Here is a 16,099-nt window from a genome sequence, read left to right on the forward strand (position 1 = left end):
CGTGCACCAGGACCTACAGCTGGGCTACCTCGTGCTCGAGGTGTCCGACCTCGACGCCTGGTCGGAGTTCACGACGAGGACCCTCGGCATGTCCGTCGACGGCGCTCCCTCCGAGGACGCCCTGCGGGTGCGGATGGACGAGCTCCAGCAGCGCTTCCTCGTCCGGCGGGGACCCGCCGACGACGTCGTCGCCGTCGGGCTGACGGCCCTCAACGGCCAGGTGCTGCAGCAGATCCTCGACCGGGTGACGGCCGCCGGTGTGCCCGTGCGCGAGTGCGACGAGCAGGAGGCGCGAGACCGGCGGGTCAAGCGGCTGTACACCTTCACCGCGCCGGGCGGGATCACCGTCGAGCTCGTGAGCGCGCCGTACCACTCCCGGGACCCCCTGGCCGCCCCGCTGGTGCCCGGCGGGTTCCTCACCGGAGCGCAGGGGCTGGGGCACGCGGTCTTCATGGTCGACGATCTGGACGACGCGCTGAGGTTCTGGACGGGGGTGCTGCCGTTCCGCGTGTCCGACACGTCGGGGCAGGAGACCCCCAACGGCGTCTCCCACGCCGCCTTCCTGCACTGCAACCGGCGACACCACAGCATCGCACTCGTGCAGCGCCCTGCCCGCTCCACCTACCCGAAGAAGCTGCTGCACTTCATGGTCCAGGCCAACTCCCTCGACGCCGTGGGCATGGCGTTCGACCGTGCGATCGACGCGGACCTGACGATCAACCGGAGCCTCGGGCGCCATCCCAACGATCGGATGTTCTCCTTCTACGCGACGACTCCGAGCGGATTCGACTACGAGTTCGGGTGGGGCGCCGTCGAGGTCGGCGAGGACTGGGCGGAGGACCACTACGACCACATCAGCGCCTGGGGTCACCGTCCGTTGCCCCGGCCGGTCCGATGATCCGCTCGGCGCGACGCCGCGGCCCGCGGCGGCCGGACGGACGAGGGGCTCCCTGACAATGGCCCGTCGAGGAGGGGCCGAGACCCTCGGCCTGGACGTCTACCAACGCCTCCGCCGAGCCGTGCTCGACGGCAGGCTGCCGCCCGGGCACCGGCTCAAGCCCGCGGAGCTGCGGCAGGAGTTCGACGTCAGTGTGGGGGTCGTGCGGGAAGCGCTGACCCGGCTGACCGAGCAGCGTCTGGTGACCAGCTCGCACAACCAGGGTTTCCGGGTCGTGTCCCTGTCCCGCCGCGAGCTCGGCGACCTCACGGAGCTGCGCGTGGTCAACGAGAGCCTCGCCCTGCGGTTGGCGATCGAGCGCGGCGATCTGCGCTGGGAGTCCGAGGTGCTCGCCGCCCACCACCGCCTCACCCGCACCCCGCGCCGCGCGCCGGACAACCCCGATCTGATGACCGACGACTGGTCCGCGGCCCACCGGGCCTTCCACCACACACTCATCGCCGGGAGCGGGTTCCCCCTGCTCACCGACTTCTGCGAGCAGCTGTCGGACACGATGGAGCTGTACCGCCGCTGGAGCGCGCCGGCGTCGGGCGGGAAGCGGGACGTCGACGAGGAACACCGGCGCATCGTCGACGCGGCTCTCGCCCGGGACGTGCCGGCAGCGCTGGAGGCGCTCCGTGCCCACTACGAGACGACGACGGCCATCGTCCTGGCCAGCGGGTTGACCCCCGACCCGGGCGAGGCCGCGGAGACCAGCACCCAGGAACTCTGAGTACCGACGAGGACACCCATGTCGACGCTGCCAGGACTGTCCGACGACGAGCTGGACCACCACGATCCAGCGTTCGTCGCCGACCCGTGGCCCACCTACCAGCACCTGCGCCGCGACCGGCCGGTCAGCCACAGCAACCGCTACGGCGGCTTCTGGCTGATCACCCGCTACGACGACATCGTCGCCGCTGCCGCCGACTGGTCGAGGTTCACCTCCGCCGTCCCCGGCACCCTGCTCATCCCGTCGGGCATGCAGCGGTCGTTCGCGTTCCTCCCGCTCGAGTACGACCCGCCCGAGCACACCGTCTACCGGCAGCTCGTCGCCCCCGTGTTCTCCCCACGCCGCGTCAACGCCCTGACCGGTGAGATCCGCGGCCTGGCCGAGCAGCTGCTCGACCCCCTGCTGGCCGCAGGCGGCGGAGATCTGGCCACCGCCTTCGCCGCGCCGCTGACCAGCGGCGCACTGGCCCTGTTCATCGGTCTGCCGGACGAAGACAAGTCGCTCTGGGTCGACCTGGTGCGCCGCTCGTTCGAAGGCAGCGTGCGCGACCACGAGGACGCCGCCCGCGCCGGCGCCGAGTTCCGCGACTACATCGACGGGCTGATCGCCGCCCGGCGGGAGAACCGGTCCGACGACCTCATCAGCCTCCTGCTGGACAGCGAGGTCGAGGGCCGCAGGCTCACCGAGGACCAGATCCGCGGGTTCACCATGCTGGTGCTCGTCGCCGGACACGAGACCACGGCCGCCGCCCTGTCCTACTCCCTCTGGCACCTCGCCCGGCACCCCGCCGACCTCGAACGCCTCCGGGAGGATCGCGCGCTGGTCCCGTCGGCCGTGGAGGAGTTCCTGCGGCTCTCCTCCCCCGTCAGCATCTTCGCGCGCAACGCGGCGTCGGACACGGAGTTCCAGGGCTGCCCGATGTCCGCCGGGGAGGTCGTCGGCCTGTCCTTCTCCTCGGCGAACCGCGACGAGGACCGCTTCGACGCCCCGGAGACCTGTCGGCTCGACCGCCGCCCCAACCGGCACCTGGCCTTCGGCTCCGGCATCCACTTCTGCCTCGGCGCCCAGATGGCCCGTCGAGAGCTGTCGGTCGCCCTCGATGTCGTGTTGGACAGCGGGAGGTCGCTCGCCCTGGACGGCGAGGTGTGCCGGAAGGGGCGGGGCGACGCCCTCGCCCTCGCCAGCCTCCCGATCCGGTTCCACTGAGTCGTCCGCCGGGCGGCCGACCAGGAGAGGCGCGTCGCACCAGCGCGTCCGCCCCGGGTGTCACACTGTCCACATGAGTGCGAGCAGTGGCGCGCCCGGCAGCCCACCCACGCTCGATCTCGCCCGCACCCCGGGGCACCTCATCCGCAGGGCGCAGCGTGAGCACAATCTGCTCTGGGTCGAACACGTCGGTCCCGAACCGACCGGACCGCAGTTCGCCGTCCTGTCCGGCACGGCGCGGCGCCCCGGTCTCGACCAGAAGACCCTCGGGCAGCTGGCCTCGCTGGACAAGTCCACCACCACCGACATCGTGCGCCGCCTGGTGCGACGGGGATGGCTGACCGCGGGCCCCGATCCCGACGACCGCCGCCGCAAGGTGCTGCACCTGAGCCCACCCGCACGGGTGGCGTTGACCTCTCTGACCACCGCGGCCGCTCGGGTACAGCGCGACCTGCTGGCGCCCCTGAGCGCCGACCGCCGCCGCGAGCTGGTGACCGACCTGGCCCTCCTGGCCTACGAGGGCGACCCACCGCCGCGGGTCGAGGACGACGTCGCCGCCGGGCTGGATCTGGCGACCACCCCGGGACACCTGATCCGCCGTGCCCAGCAGGCCTACGTCGCGCGATGGACCCACACGTTCGGCGGCAGTCTCACCGGTCCTCAGTACGCCTTGCTCTGCGCCCTGGCCCACCACGAACCGGCCGACCAGTCCACGCTCGGCGAGGCCGCGGCACTCGACCGCACCTCGACCACGGAGATCGTCGAGCGACTGACCGCAGCCCGACTGGTCACCGCTGCGACCGACGTCCACGACCGGCGCCGCAAGGCCCTGCGGTTGTCACCGGCCGGGCGACGCGAGCTCCCCGACATCACGCGTCGTGCCGCCGACGTTCAGGCAGCTCTGTTCGACCTCCTCCCCGTGTCGTCCCGCGGACGCCTGCTCGACAACCTCGGCGCCGTCGCCTACAGGCGAGAGCCCTCGGGCCCCCCTTCCGCCGCCTGACCCCTCGGGCCCCGTTGACGACGCACCTCAACTGCCCTACCGTCCTCGATTAGGACGTACACGGAACATTTCGGCGACGCGGCCGAAGAATCGAGGCCCTCCATGTATCCCGACGAGTTCCCCCGCAACGCCTGGTACGTGGCAGCCCGTAGTGCCGAGATCGAGCAGGGCCGGATGCTGCCCCGGTTCCTGCTCGGTGACCCGGTCCTGCTGTATCGCACCCAGGACGGAACCCCCGTCGCGATGGTCGACCGCTGCGTGCACCGGCAGATGCCGCTGTCGCTGGGTCGCCTGCGTGGCGACAACGTGGAGTGCGGCTACCACGGCCTGACCTACACCCCGACCGGCGCCTGCGTGCGGATCCCCGGCTCCACCCGAGTCTCGGACAAGGTCCGGGTGCAGACCTTCCCCCTCGTCGAGGGCGACGGGCTGGTCTGGATCTGGATGGGCGACCCCGACCAGGCACGACCAGCGCAGATCCCCGACCACCACTGGTACACCGCCGACGGGTGGAGCACCGCAGCCGGAACCCTGCACATGGATGCCCGGGCACAGCTGCTCAACGAGAACCTGCTCGACCTGTCGCACCTGAGCTTCCTGCACCCGGAGTCCATCGGCTCCCCCGAGATCGCCGAACTGCCGATCACGACCACGTGGGACGACCACACCGTCACCGTGCGCCGCGAGATGGCCGGGGTCTCCTGCCCGCCGTTCTTCACCCGCGTGACCGGCATCGACTCCCCGATCGACCGCCAGCAGATCGCCGAGTTCTTCGCCCCCGCCTTCCACATCACCACCACCACGGTGAAGCCCTCCGGAGACCCGGACGACTCCCGGATGTGCCGACAGAAGACCATGCACGCCATCACGCCCGAGACCCGCACCACGACCCACTACTTCTGGTCGGTCAGCCGCGACTACGCCGTCGGCGACGATTCGGTCACCGACTACACCCTCTCGGCCGTCGCCGGGGTCTTCGAGCAGGACATCGCTGCCTGCGAAGCGATCGAGCACATCATCGCCGCCTGGGAGCCGTCCTACCCGCTCGAGCTGAACATCAAGGTCGACGCCGGCCCGCTCCGGTCCCGCCGCATCCTGGAGAAGCTGCTCGCCGCCGAAGGCGCCGCCGCGGGCGCCCGTCCCCAGGACCGGTTCACCGACACCGCCACCCGCGCCGCCGCCCGGGCCTGGACCGAGCGCGCCACGATCCTGTCGGGCTGAGCCGCACCCGCACGCACCTCGCCGTCCGCCCACGCACCACCTCACGCGCTCGACTCCACGCTTCGGCCGCACGCTGGCCATCTTTTACTACGTACACGGAAGGATTGAGCAGTGGCGCTCACCCCCACCGAGACCCGCGCAACCCGCGCACGACGGGTCGCCCGAGCGAGCTTCATCGGAACCGCGATCGAGTGGTACGACTTCTTCATCTACGCCACGGCGGCCGCGCTGGTCCTGGGCCCGCAGTTCTTCCCGTCGGCCTCCCCGCTGGCAGCAACCCTCGCCGCCTACTCGACGCTGGCGGTGGGGTTCATCGCGCGTCCGGTCGGCGGCATCATCATCGGGCACTTCGGCGACCGCGTCGGGCGCAAGCAGCTGCTGGTGTTCTCGCTGGTGCTGATGGGCGTCGCCACATTCCTCATCGGCGTCCTGCCGACCTACGCCACGATCGGCATCTGGGCGCCGATCCTGCTGGTCGTGCTGCGTTTCGCCCAGGGCGTGGGCGTCGGCGGCGAGTGGGGCGGCGCGGTGCTCATGGCCGTCGAGCACGCACCCCCCGGCAAGCGGACCCTCTACGGCTCGTTCCCGCAGATGGGCCTCCCGGCCGGCATCATCGCCGCGAACGTCGTGTTCCTGCTGCTCAGCCTGGCGATCTCGCCGGAGGCGTTCCTGGCGTGGGGGTGGCGCATCCCGTTCCTGATCTCCGCGGCCCTGGTCATGGTCGGGCTGCTCATCCGGCTGCGGATCAGCGAGTCGCCGGAGTTCGAGGCCGTGCGCACCCGCGGCGAGGTCGCCCGTCGACCGGTCGTCGAGGTGCTGCGCGACCACCCCCGCCGGCTGCTGCTGACCAGCGGCGCGAGCATCGCCGCGCCCGCGCTGGGCTACCTGGTGCTGGTCTATCTGCTCGGTTACGGCACGAGCACCCTGGAGCTGTCGCAGCCCACGATGCTGACGCTGATCGTCATCGGGAGCACGAGCTGGATGGCCGTGATCTGGGCGTCCGCGGTCCTCGCCGACCGGGTCGGCCGCAAGCCGGTCTTCCTCGTGGGTGCCGCGCTGGCCACGGTCTGGGCGGTCCCGTTCTTCCTGCTGATCGACACCGCACAGCCCGTGCTGATGGCGGTCGGCATCGTCGTGGCCACCTCGTCCATCGCTGCGATGGCCGGACCGCAGGCCGCGTTGATCGCCGACGTGTTCCCGGCCCGGGTGCGCTACAGCGGAACCTCGACGGCGTACCAGGTCGGCAGCGTGCTCGGCGGCGCGATCGCCCCACTGGCCGCGACGGCGCTGTTCGCCACCTACGACTCCTCCCTGCCCATCGCCGTCTACATGGCCGCCATGGGGCTCGTCACCCTGCTCTCGATGGCAGCGCTCGCCGTTCCCACCACACCGGAGTTCACCACCGCCCCCGAGTCCACCGAGGCTCCGAACACGACCCCGGAGGTCGCCACATGAGCACCCGCCGGTTCTCCCACTCCGACCCCGAGCTCGACGAGCTCTACAGCGATCTGAGTACCGAACACCTCCAGCCGCTGTGGGAGCTCAAGGGTCTGCTCACCCCGACACCGACCGTGGCGTCGGTCCCCCACCGGTGGTCGGCCGCGCAGCTCCGCAGCCTCGGCGAGCGCTCCGGCCAGCTGGTCGGGATCGACCGCGGCGGGGACCGGCGTGTGCTGGCCTGTGCCAATCCCGGGCTCGGCGGGGCGCCCTACGCGGTCAGCTCGCTGTGGGCGGCGGTGCAGTACCTGGGTCCACGCGAGGTCGCCCCGGCGCATCGGCACACCCCTGCAGCCTTGCGGTTCATCCTGGAGGGCTCCGGTGTGTGGACCCTCGTGGACGGGGATCCGCTGGCGATGTCGGCCGGAGACCTCGTGCTGACACCGAGCTGGACCTTCCACGAACATCACAATCCCAGCGACGAGCCGATGCTGTGGATGGACGTCCTGGACCTGCCGATGGTCGCTGCACTGGAGGCGGTGTTCTTCGAGGAAGGTCCCTCGGAAGACGTCGAACGCCTCACCGATCCCGTGTCGCGGTCGGAACGTTCCTACGGCGCGCCCGGTCTGCTTCCACCGCCGGCAGAGCGCACGACCCCCACGAGACACTCACCGCTTCTGGCCTACCGGTGGGCCGACACCGACCGCGCGCTGGCACGACGTCTCGACGTCACCGGTGCAGGGGCGGCCACGATGACCTACGTCGACCCCACCACCGGCCGTGACGTCATGCCCACCATGCGCTGCGAGGCCCACCGCGTCGTCGAGGGGGCTTCCTCACCGAGGATCCGCCAGACGGGCTCCCGGGTGCTGACCGTGTTTCACGGCAGCGGGGTCGCCGAGGTCGGTGAGCAGCGCTTCGACCTCGGCCCCGGAGACATCCTGGCCATCCCGTCCTGGGTGCCCTGGAGCCTGCACGCCCACGAGCGCATCGACGCGTTCTCCACCAGCGACGCTCCCGTGCTCCATGCACTCGGGCTCTACCGCGAACAGGAGCAGCCATGACTGCGATCGGACCGTCCACCACGTCGCCGCGGCCCCCGAAGGAGGTCGACACGCTCGTGGTCGGTGGCGGCATCGGCGGCCTCGCCACCGCGCTCGCGATCGCCCGCGGCGGTCGAGCGGTCCACCTGCTCGAGCAGGCTTCCGAGTTCGCCGAGGTGGGGGCCGGCCTGCAGCTCGGGGCGAACGCCACCCGCGTGATGCACCGGCTCGGGGTCCTCGACGCCGTCGAGGCGGTCGCGGTACACCCCGAACGCGCCGTGATGCGCGATGCCGTGACCGGCGAACGGCTCACCGGGCTGACCCTGGGAGAGACCTACAGGTCCCGCTACGGCTTCCCCTACCTGGTCATGCACCGCAGTGACCTGCTGCAGATCCTGCTCGACGCCTGCCGTGCCGAACCCCGGGTCACGCTGGAGAACGATCGGACCGTCCGCGACGCCGTCCCCGGCGACGACGACGTGCTGGTCACGTGCGAGGACTCGAGCAGCTACCGCGCCCGCGCGGTGCTCGCGGCCGACGGTCTGCACTCGCGGCTACGTCGTCTGTTCGTCGACGACGAACCGGTCTGCTCCGGGTACGTGGCCTACCGCGGGACCATGCCCATCGGCGACGTCGCCACCGACGTCGACGCCAACGACATCGTGCTCTGGGTGGGGCCGCGGCTGCACCTCATGCAGTACCCGGTCCGCGCCGGCGCCCTCTACAACCAGGTCGCGGTCTTCCACAGCGACAGCTTCGCCGCGGGAGTCCCCGACACCGAGTGGGGCACCCCCCAGGAGCTCGACGCGGCGTACGCGGAGACCACGGACGCGGTGCGGCTCAGCGCCGCCTCGGTCTCGCGAGCCCGACACTGGCCGCTGTTCGACCGCGAACCGCTCGACCACATCGCCGCCGGGCGGATCGCACTCCTCGGCGACGCCGCACACCCGATGCTGCAGGTGCTGGGTCAGGGCGCTTGCCAGGCGTTGGAGGACGCCGACACCGTGGCCACCTGCCTGAGCGAACACTCCGACGACGTGGAGAAGGCCCTGGCCGCCTACGAACAGAAGCGGTTGGCCCGGGTGACCACCTGCCAGCGTCGGGCCCGCCCGTGGGCAGACATGTGGCACCTCACCGACCCGGTCGCGCTCTCCCTGCGCAACCGCGTCCTGCGCGACCGCGCCGACGACGACTACCGCGACGTCGACTGGCTCTACCTCCAACAGCCCGACCCCGGACTCGTCCCGTCCTGACCCGCCCACCCGTCTCCCTCCCGATCGGAGAGCCTCCGTGAAGCTCTGCTCCGTACTCGACGCCACCGGCACGACCCGCCTCGGACTGGCCCACCAGGGCGTCACCCTCGACGTCACCGACCAGGTCCCCGCAGGGCCCGGCAGTCCGCTGCGGCGGCTCCTCGACGCCGGGACCGACCCGGCCTCGCTGCGCCCCAGCGGTCCGGAGCTGGACCCCACCCGGCTGCTCGCCCCCGTGCCGGACCCGAGCAAGATCGTTGCTGCGCCGGTCAACTACGTCGACCACCAGGTCGAGATGAGCCAGGCCTCCCACATCGACTCCCTCGGGGTCTTCCTCAAGGCGCCGAGCTCCCTGATCGGCCACGACGGCCTGATCGAGCTGCCCTACCACGACCGCCGCTTCGACCAGGAGGGCGAGCTCGCGGTGGTCATCGGACGCCGGGCCTCGCACGTCCCGGTCGACGACGCCGATGAGCACATCGCCGGATACACCTGCCTGCTGGACATGACCATGCGCGGTGGGGAGGACCGTTCGGTGCGCAAGAGCTTCGACACGTTCACACCGTGCGGGCCGTACCTCGTCACGCCCGACGAGGTCGGAGACCTCGACGAGCTGGAACTGCACACCTGGGTCAACGGCACGCTGCGCCAACGCGCCGACCTCGCCGATCTCATCTGGGGTGTCCCCGCGCTCATCGCCTACGTCAGCTCGGTGATGGTCCTCGAACCGGGCGACATCGTCTCCACCGGCACCCCGGCCGGAGTCGGGCAGGTCCACGACGGCGACGTCGTCACGGTCGAGATCACCCGCGTCGGGCGGCTGAGCGCCACCGTGACCGACAAGGGGGCGGTCGCCTGCCCCACCCTCGGCCGCGACTCGGGCCCCACGCCACCGACCGAACTCACCCCGGTCCAGGAGCGTCCCACCCGCTGAGCACCACGGCAGCCGTCCGACGGCCCGGAGCTCCAGGACCACGACCGACGACCCCGCAACGAGGAGACATGCGCGAGCCCCTCGATCCGGGAGCCCGCGGGACCCGCTGCTCCGACGGCAGGCCCGGCGCCGCCGGATCGGTCCCGCTCGGCCGCGGCGCCGAGGTGGGCGCTGCCCGCCATCCCCCACTCGACCGCGAACGGAGGCCCCGTAGTGGCACCCCCCGGTGAGCACACCACCCTGACCCTGGAGGTCACCGCACGCGACGAGGGCGCACACGGCGTCGCCGTCCTGACCCTGCAACGCCCCGACCGTTCGGACCTGCCCTCCTGGGAGGCCGGCGCCCACATCGACCTGCTGCTGCAGCCGGATCTGATCCGTCAGTACTCACTGTGCGGGCCGGTCCGGCAGACCGACCGGTGGCGGATCGCGGTGCTCCTCGATCCCGACGGGCGCGGCGGCTCCCGGTTCGTCCACGACGAACTGAAGCCGGGCAGCAGGATCGAGGTGCGCGGCCCTCGCAACAACTTCGCCCTCCTGCCCGCCCCGCGCTACGTCTTCATCGCCGGCGGGATCGGCATCACCCCGATCCTGCCGATGGTGGCCGCAGCCCGGGCCGCTGACGCGGCCGTCGAGTTGCACTACGGCGGACGGTCGCGCGCCTCGATGGCGTTCCTGCACGAGCTACGGGAACGCACCGGGGTTTCGGTCGCGCTGCATCCTCAGGACGAGGTCGGTCCGATCGATCTGACAGCGATCCTCGGCACTCCGAGGACCGACACGCTCGTCTACGCCTGCGGGCCCGCGTCCCTGCTCGCTGCGGTGGAAGCCCGCTGCGCGGCGTGGCCCGCCGGCGTCCTGCACGTCGAACGGTTCGCTCCGAAGCACGTCGTCGACCCGGCCGGGTCCGGACCGGGCGAGTCCTTCGAGGTGGAGCTGGCAACGAGCGGCATCACCCTCACCGTCCCGCCCGACCGGTCCGTCCTCGACGTCGTCGAGCAGGCAGGCGTCCAGGTCATGTACTCCTGTCGCGAGGGAACGTGCGGCACCTGCAAGACACCGGTCCTCGCCGGCGAGGTCGACCACCGGGACTCCCTCCTGTCGCCGGAGGAGCAGGAGGCCAACGACGTCATGTTCCCCTGCGTCTCACGATCCGCGTGCCGCCGCCTGGTCCTCGACCTCTGAACAGTGCTCGTCACCGGCGCCGCACGGGTGGCGAGACGGGCGCTCACGCGGCCGGCCGCGGTTCCTCGATGAACTCGACCGTGGTCCCGTCCGGGTCGCGGACGTAGACGAACCGGGTTCCCGCACGCGGCCCATCAGCCATCTCCCGCGGCCGCCCCGGGGCGGCCCATCCACCCTCCGCAACACGAGCGAGCAAGGCGTCGAGGTCCTCGACCACGAACGCGAGGTGCATCGCACCAGGGGTGTCCGGGCCCGGGGCGTGGTCCGTCGCGGGCCCCGGACGGACGTACTCCAGCAGCTCGAGGCGATGCCCGGGCAACGGGATGATCGCGGTCCGGATGTCGGCACCGGGCACCCCGACGACGTCCTCGGCGAAGGTCCCCGTGAGGTGGGCACGTCGCTCCACCTCGACGCCGAGGACGTCGCACCAGAACGCCACAGCCCGGTCCAGATCGGACACCGTGATCCCGGTGTGGTCGGTCCTGCGCAGTTCGAAGCTCACCGATCCATCATCCGCGCGGCGGCCGCCGCCGGCCAGGCGGCGCTCTCCGGCACCGACCAGGGCGGTAGACGGCATTCACTCATCTCGTCACGCGCCTCGGTCTCGGTCGTGGGGGGGTTCGGTGAACCCATCTCGGCCGCGACCGCCAGGAGGACGGCGCCGGCACCGGCCAGGGCGAGGATGCTGAAGGGCTCTCCGAGCACGGTGATCCCGATCAGGTAGGCCACGAGCGGTACCGCGTAGGCGTAGGTGCTGACGAGCCCGATGGGTGCCCGTCGCAGCAGCCAGTTGTAGAGCGCGAACCCGGCCGACGAGTCGACGACGATGAGGTAGCCGAGGGCCACCCAGGACGCGATGGACACGTCGTCCGGTGCGAACGTCGACAGCTCCCCCGAGGCCAGCCCCGTGCCGACGAGTGCTGCACCACCGGTGATGAGCTGGATCGTGGTCGCGTCGCGGGGCGAGGGCAGCATCGTCGAACGGGAGGCCCACAGCGTGGCCGCGGCCCAGGACAGCGAGGCTGCGACGACCAGAAGTAGCCAGACCGACCATGGGTCGCCCTGTGCCGGGCGTACCGCGAACAGGACTGCCACTACTCCGACGAGTCCCACGACGACCTGGCCCGCCGCCGCGAGCCCCGGCCGATCGCCGAGAACGGCCCGGAACAGCACGACCCACAGCGGGACGGCGGCGACGATGAGCGCGGCGGTGCTGGCATAGACGTGTTGCTCTGCGACGGCCACGGCGCCCTGGGCTCCGAGCAGGCCGATACCGACGCCTGCGGCGACCACCGACGGCCCGAGCCGGGCCCGACGGATGGTGGACGGGAACGCGATGGCCAGCCCGAGGCCCGCCGTCAGGAAGATCGACCCCGTGCCGAGCAGCGGCGGAAGGGTGTCGACCATGATCCGGATCGCCGGGAACGACGACCCCCAGCACAGCCACAGCACCACCAGGCCGACCAGAACACGGGGGCTGGTGGTCGAATTGCCGTCGGTCAGCACATACGCATACGACCCGAGCAGTGAGTATGAGTCCAACAACTTCTTCGAACACCGCTCATGAGCTGTCAGCATGACGCGGTGGATCTGACCCTTGTGAACCTTCGATGCCTGCTCGCCATTGCCGACCGCGGCAGCTTCACCGGCGCGGCAGCAGCTGTCGGGCTCACACAGTCAGCAGTGAGCCGGAACATCGCCACGCTTGAGCGCCACCTCGGTCATGCCCTCGTCGCCCGCCGCCCGGACGGGGCAGCGTTGACGGCGATCGGGACCCGCGTCGTCGAACACGGCCGTCGCGCAGTCGAGCACATCAGGGCCATCGAGGATCTGCGAGAGCAGCCCGTCCCAGCGACGATCCGTGTGGGGGCCGTGCACAGTGCAGCGCTCCACCTCGTCCCGGAGGCAGCCCGCCAGTTCCGGACCCTTCATCCGGATGCAGAGGTCCTCATCGCTCGGGGCGATGACGACGAACTGCTGAGCTGGCTCGATGCAAGGACGATCCACGTCGCGGTGACGACGCGGCCCACCACACCGGACCGCACCTGCTCGTCAGCCGCGGACGAGTTCCTGGCCGTCCTGCCGCGAACACACCCGCTCGCCCGAGCCACGGAGGTTCGTCTGGACGATCTCGTCGCGGCCGGCGTCGCCGATCCCGGCGGCACATGCGGACCGCAACTGGAAGAGGCCTACGCGGAACACGGGGAACGGTGGGCGCCGGCGCACACCGTCCGCGACCTCGAAACCATGTTCGCCATGGTCGCGGCGGGAATCACGGTCGGTGTCGCCCCCGCCGTCGCCGTACCTCACGACATGCCGACGAGCGTCGTGGCACGCTCACTCGAGCCCCGGATATCACGTCAGCTGTTCGTCAGCACCGGGCCGACGCATCCCCTCGGCCCCTCGTTGACGAGCGCCTTGATCGCGATACTGCACCGCAGGTCCTGAGCTGAGCAGGGGCGCCCGCATCACCGGGGAGCGGGAGGCGCGGAACCCGGACTTCTCGTACATCCGACGCCCGTCCTCGGTAGCGAGCAGCTCCGCACGGCCGGCACCGACGGTGCGACTCCAGGCGAACACGGCGTCGAACGCTGCGCGGCCGTGCCCCCGCCCTCGGGCCCCGGGATCGGTGCACACGTTGCAGACCAGCACGTCGCCGCCGGGCGAGTGCGGAGACGGGGGTGCTTCCCGGAGGATGCCCATCGCGGTCGCGACGACCGCACCGTCCACCTCGACGACCATGATGCAGACCCGCGGGTCGTCCAGCCGCCGCGTGAACCACTCCGCCGCCGCGGCCTGCCAGTCGGTGGCATCGTGCTGCGGGACCTCCATCGCCCGGAACATCTCCGCACGAAGCCGCACGACGTCCTCGACGTCGCGTGCCTCCGCCCTGCGGATCCGTCGGGAGCCCACACCGTCGAGCGTAACGGCCGCTCAGGTGTCCAGGAGGTCGGGCGCGAAGACCTCGTCGACGGTGAAGCGGTGTGCGGACAGTCCCTGCTCGTGCTGGTAGCGCAGGAACGTGTCGAGGGCCGCGCGGTTCGCGGCGATCCCGTAGGGCCACCAGTCCTCGCCCATGAGGGCGACGTCGTCCTCGGCCAGCCGGCTCGCCCAGGGCAGCATGGTGTGCACCTGGTAGAGCCGTCGTCCCGCGCCGAGATAGTGGTCCCGGGCGAGGTTCTTGGCGTCGAGGAAGCCCTGGTAGGCGGCGCGGGCGAGGTCGGGGTGCGCGGCGAGGCTGTCGGTACGCACGACGACCGCGTGCATCATCGGGAACAGCCCGGTGCGCCGGTACCAGTCCTGCTCGACCGGGACGTAGTCCTCGAAGAGCCGCCGCACCCCGGGCCCGGCATGGCTCGCGGGCACGTTCGCGCTGAACAGCGCGTCGATCTCACCGGCGGCGAGCAGGTCACCGAGAGCCCTCTCGGACTCCGCGACGATCTCGACGCCCTCGGGTCGGCGTTGCGGGACGAAGTCGAAGGGTGCCATCGGGGTGTCCAGCCCGCCGATCACCCAGCGGTTGCGCCTCGGGTCGAACCCGTACTCGTCGGCCAGGATCCCCTTGGCCCACACCCCGGAGTCCTGCGAGTACATCCCGAACTCGCCGATCGTGCGCCCGACCAGGTCGGCCGGGGTCTCGATGCCCGATCCGGTGTGGACGTAGACGCAGGAGTGCCGGAACACCCGGTTGGGGAACGCCGGGACCGCGACGAAGGCTCCCGGCTCCTCCTCGAGCACCCGCAGCAGGAATCCGAGACCGAGCTCGGCGATGTCGAACTCGCGGTCGCGGATCATCCGGGCGAACACCTCGGGAACGACCGACCCGCTCCGCATCTCGATGTCGTACCCCGGGAGGCTCGCGGTGCCGTCGAACAGGGCGGCGGTCGTGTCGTAGCGCATGGACCCGACGATGATCATGCCTTCACGATGCGCCGCCGTGCCGCCCACGTCCAAGACAGTCTTGCGCTGGGATCCATAGCGATTGATGCTCGGTGCCGTGGAGCTGCGGCAACTCGTGTACTTCGAGGCCGTCGTGCGGTGCGGCGGGTTCACCCGGGCCGCCCACGACCTCCGCGTGGCGCAGCCGGCGATCTCCGCCCAGGTGCGACGGCTCGAGTCGGAGCTGGGCGTCACTCTGCTCGCGCGCACCACCCGACGGGTGACGCCGACCGAGGCGGGCGAGCTGTTGCTGGTGCGGGCCCGGCGGGTCCTCGCCGAGCTGGCCGCCGCACGCGACGAGGCCGCGCAGATGGCCGACGTCGTACGCGGCTCGGTCACGGTCGGGACCACCGGTGTGCTCGGTGGCCTCGACCTGCCCGCCGTGCTCTCCGGCTTCATCGGCCGGCATCCGGGCGTGACGGTCTCGTTGCGCACCGGGCTCATGGACGCCCTGCTCGACGACCTGGCCGCCGGAGCGGTGGACCTCGTGCTCGGCCCGGTCCATCCCGACCGGCCAGCGGGCATTCTCGTCACACCCCTGTCCGAGGACCGGCTCGTGCTCCTCACACCGCTGGACCGGGACGGCGGCGAGCTCACGGAGTTCGCCGGCGAGCCGTTCGTGTCCCTGCCGGTCGGCAGCGGGCTGCGGAAGCTCCTCGACGGCCTCGCCACCCGGCTCGGCGTGGACCTGCCGGTCCGTTTCGAGGCGTCATCGCCCGACGGGGTCCGCGACCTCGTCGCCGCCGGCCTCGGGGTCGCGCTGATGGCCGCCTCGGCCGTCGCGCGGCCGGGCCCCGCCGTCGGGGTGCACGAGGTGGTACCCGCAACCCCGCACCCCACGATCGGCGTGCTGTACGGCGCAACGACATCGCCGGCGGCGCGGGCGCTGCGCTCGTGGGTGATCCGGTCTGCGGGGCGGCCGCCGGGTGGGGAGCAGGCGAGCTGAGAGGACTCCGCCGGTGTCGTCGATGACCGTCCGTGGCGCGCCCCCTCCACCAGTTCATCGAGGCGCAGCTTTGTGTCCGGCACGGTCGGTCTCGTCCAGACGGCTCGTGTCGACCGATCGGCGGGGCGCTAGAAGACAGATCACTCCCAAGATCGAACGGTGGGCGCCACAACCGCCTATGCCACCTCCTGGTACGAACGCGGGACGGCAGCCCTTCCATGATCAGGGGTGGGCACCGTTTCCGCTGCTAGGACCCCCTGAG

Annotated in this window: 16 protein-coding genes; 12 read left to right on the plus strand and 4 right to left on the minus strand. The window is 71.3% G+C overall.

The annotated features are described in order from the left end of the window. The first annotated feature begins 1 nt into the window (after position 1). The 10 genes from Ae717Ps2_RS19610 to Ae717Ps2_RS19655 all read left to right on the plus strand — a co-directional run bounded on the left by Ae717Ps2_RS19610 (position 2) and on the right by Ae717Ps2_RS19655 (position 10,952). Positions 2-898 carry a VOC family protein gene (locus Ae717Ps2_RS19610; RefSeq protein WP_083695170.1) on the plus strand — a complete coding sequence of 299 codons (897 nt, stop codon included), beginning with the start codon at positions 2-4 and terminating at the stop codon, positions 896-898. Between the two features lie 58 nt (positions 899-956). Continuing rightward, positions 957-1,670: a GntR family transcriptional regulator gene (locus Ae717Ps2_RS19615; protein ID WP_075310858.1), complete on the plus strand. Its 714-nt coding sequence runs from the start codon at positions 957-959 to the stop codon at positions 1,668-1,670. 18 nt (positions 1,671-1,688) lie between these two features. Further along, complete coding sequence (locus Ae717Ps2_RS19620; protein ID WP_075333702.1) at positions 1,689-2,876, plus strand: cytochrome P450; 1,188 nt, start codon at positions 1,689-1,691, stop codon at positions 2,874-2,876. 73 nt (positions 2,877-2,949) lie between these two features. Beyond that, positions 2,950-3,879, plus strand: coding sequence for a MarR family winged helix-turn-helix transcriptional regulator (locus Ae717Ps2_RS19625; protein WP_075310854.1), 930 nt, complete (start codon positions 2,950-2,952; stop codon positions 3,877-3,879). Positions 3,880-3,981: 102 nt separating this feature from the next. Beyond that, entirely contained in the window at positions 3,982-5,100 is a 1,119-nt protein-coding gene (locus Ae717Ps2_RS19630) for an aromatic ring-hydroxylating dioxygenase subunit alpha (protein ID WP_075333703.1), read from the plus strand. Positions 5,101-5,211: 111 nt separating this feature from the next. Beyond that, positions 5,212-6,555 carry an MFS transporter gene (locus tag Ae717Ps2_RS19635; RefSeq protein ID WP_075310850.1) on the plus strand — a complete coding sequence of 448 codons (1,344 nt, stop codon included), beginning with the start codon at positions 5,212-5,214 and terminating at the stop codon, positions 6,553-6,555. Beyond that, positions 6,552-7,601, plus strand: a complete 1,050-nt coding sequence (locus Ae717Ps2_RS19640) for a cupin domain-containing protein (RefSeq protein WP_075310848.1) — start codon at positions 6,552-6,554, stop codon at positions 7,599-7,601. The genes Ae717Ps2_RS19635 and Ae717Ps2_RS19640 overlap by 4 nt, the downstream gene beginning before the upstream one ends. Further along, positions 7,598-8,833: an FAD-dependent monooxygenase gene (locus tag Ae717Ps2_RS19645; protein ID WP_075333704.1), complete on the plus strand. Its 1,236-nt coding sequence runs from the start codon at positions 7,598-7,600 to the stop codon at positions 8,831-8,833. Before Ae717Ps2_RS19640 ends, Ae717Ps2_RS19645 begins: the two co-directional genes overlap by 4 nt. 37 nt (positions 8,834-8,870) lie before the next feature. Then, positions 8,871-9,767, plus strand: coding sequence for a fumarylacetoacetate hydrolase family protein (locus Ae717Ps2_RS19650; RefSeq protein WP_075310844.1), 897 nt, complete (start codon positions 8,871-8,873; stop codon positions 9,765-9,767). A 213-nt stretch (positions 9,768-9,980) separates the two neighbouring features. Further along, positions 9,981-10,952 carry a PDR/VanB family oxidoreductase gene (locus tag Ae717Ps2_RS19655; protein ID WP_075310842.1) on the plus strand — a complete coding sequence of 324 codons (972 nt, stop codon included), beginning with the start codon at positions 9,981-9,983 and terminating at the stop codon, positions 10,950-10,952. 43 nt (positions 10,953-10,995) lie between these two features. On the opposite strand, the gene Ae717Ps2_RS19660 is transcribed toward Ae717Ps2_RS19655, so the two are convergent. Both Ae717Ps2_RS19660 and Ae717Ps2_RS19665 read right to left on the minus strand, forming a co-directional pair. Continuing rightward, positions 10,996-11,454 carry a VOC family protein gene (locus Ae717Ps2_RS19660; protein WP_158071517.1) on the minus strand — a complete coding sequence of 153 codons (459 nt, stop codon included), beginning with the start codon at positions 11,452-11,454 and terminating at the stop codon, positions 10,996-10,998. Further along, positions 11,451-12,407 (minus strand): EamA family transporter, encoded by a 957-nt coding sequence (locus Ae717Ps2_RS19665; protein ID WP_233147632.1) that lies wholly within the window; start codon positions 12,405-12,407, stop codon positions 11,451-11,453. The genes Ae717Ps2_RS19660 and Ae717Ps2_RS19665 overlap by 4 nt, the downstream gene beginning before the upstream one ends. A gap of 129 nt (positions 12,408-12,536) precedes the next feature. Between Ae717Ps2_RS19665 and Ae717Ps2_RS19670 the strand changes: the two genes are divergently transcribed. After that, positions 12,537-13,400, plus strand: a complete 864-nt coding sequence (locus Ae717Ps2_RS19670) for a LysR family transcriptional regulator (protein ID WP_075310840.1) — start codon at positions 12,537-12,539, stop codon at positions 13,398-13,400. On the opposite strand, the gene Ae717Ps2_RS19675 is transcribed toward Ae717Ps2_RS19670, so the two are convergent. Further along, positions 13,308-13,865, minus strand: a complete 558-nt coding sequence (locus tag Ae717Ps2_RS19675) for a GNAT family N-acetyltransferase (protein ID WP_075310838.1) — start codon at positions 13,863-13,865, stop codon at positions 13,308-13,310. The genes Ae717Ps2_RS19670 and Ae717Ps2_RS19675 overlap by 93 nt on opposite strands. Positions 13,866-13,886: 21 nt before the next feature. Next, positions 13,887-14,870, minus strand: coding sequence for a 4,5-dihydroxyphthalate decarboxylase (locus Ae717Ps2_RS19680; RefSeq protein ID WP_139318959.1), 984 nt, complete (start codon positions 14,868-14,870; stop codon positions 13,887-13,889). A 79-nt stretch (positions 14,871-14,949) separates the two neighbouring features. On the opposite strand from Ae717Ps2_RS19680, the gene Ae717Ps2_RS19685 reads away from it, so the two are divergent. After that, the gene (locus tag Ae717Ps2_RS19685) at positions 14,950-15,837 is read left to right on the plus strand and encodes a LysR family transcriptional regulator (protein WP_075312934.1); all 888 of its coding nucleotides are present in this window, start codon (positions 14,950-14,952) and stop codon (positions 15,835-15,837) included. The last annotated feature ends 262 nt before the right edge of the window (positions 15,838-16,099 follow it).

Source organism: Pseudonocardia sp. Ae717_Ps2, assembly GCF_001932475.1.
Lineage (GTDB): Bacteria > Actinomycetota > Actinomycetes > Mycobacteriales > Pseudonocardiaceae > Pseudonocardia.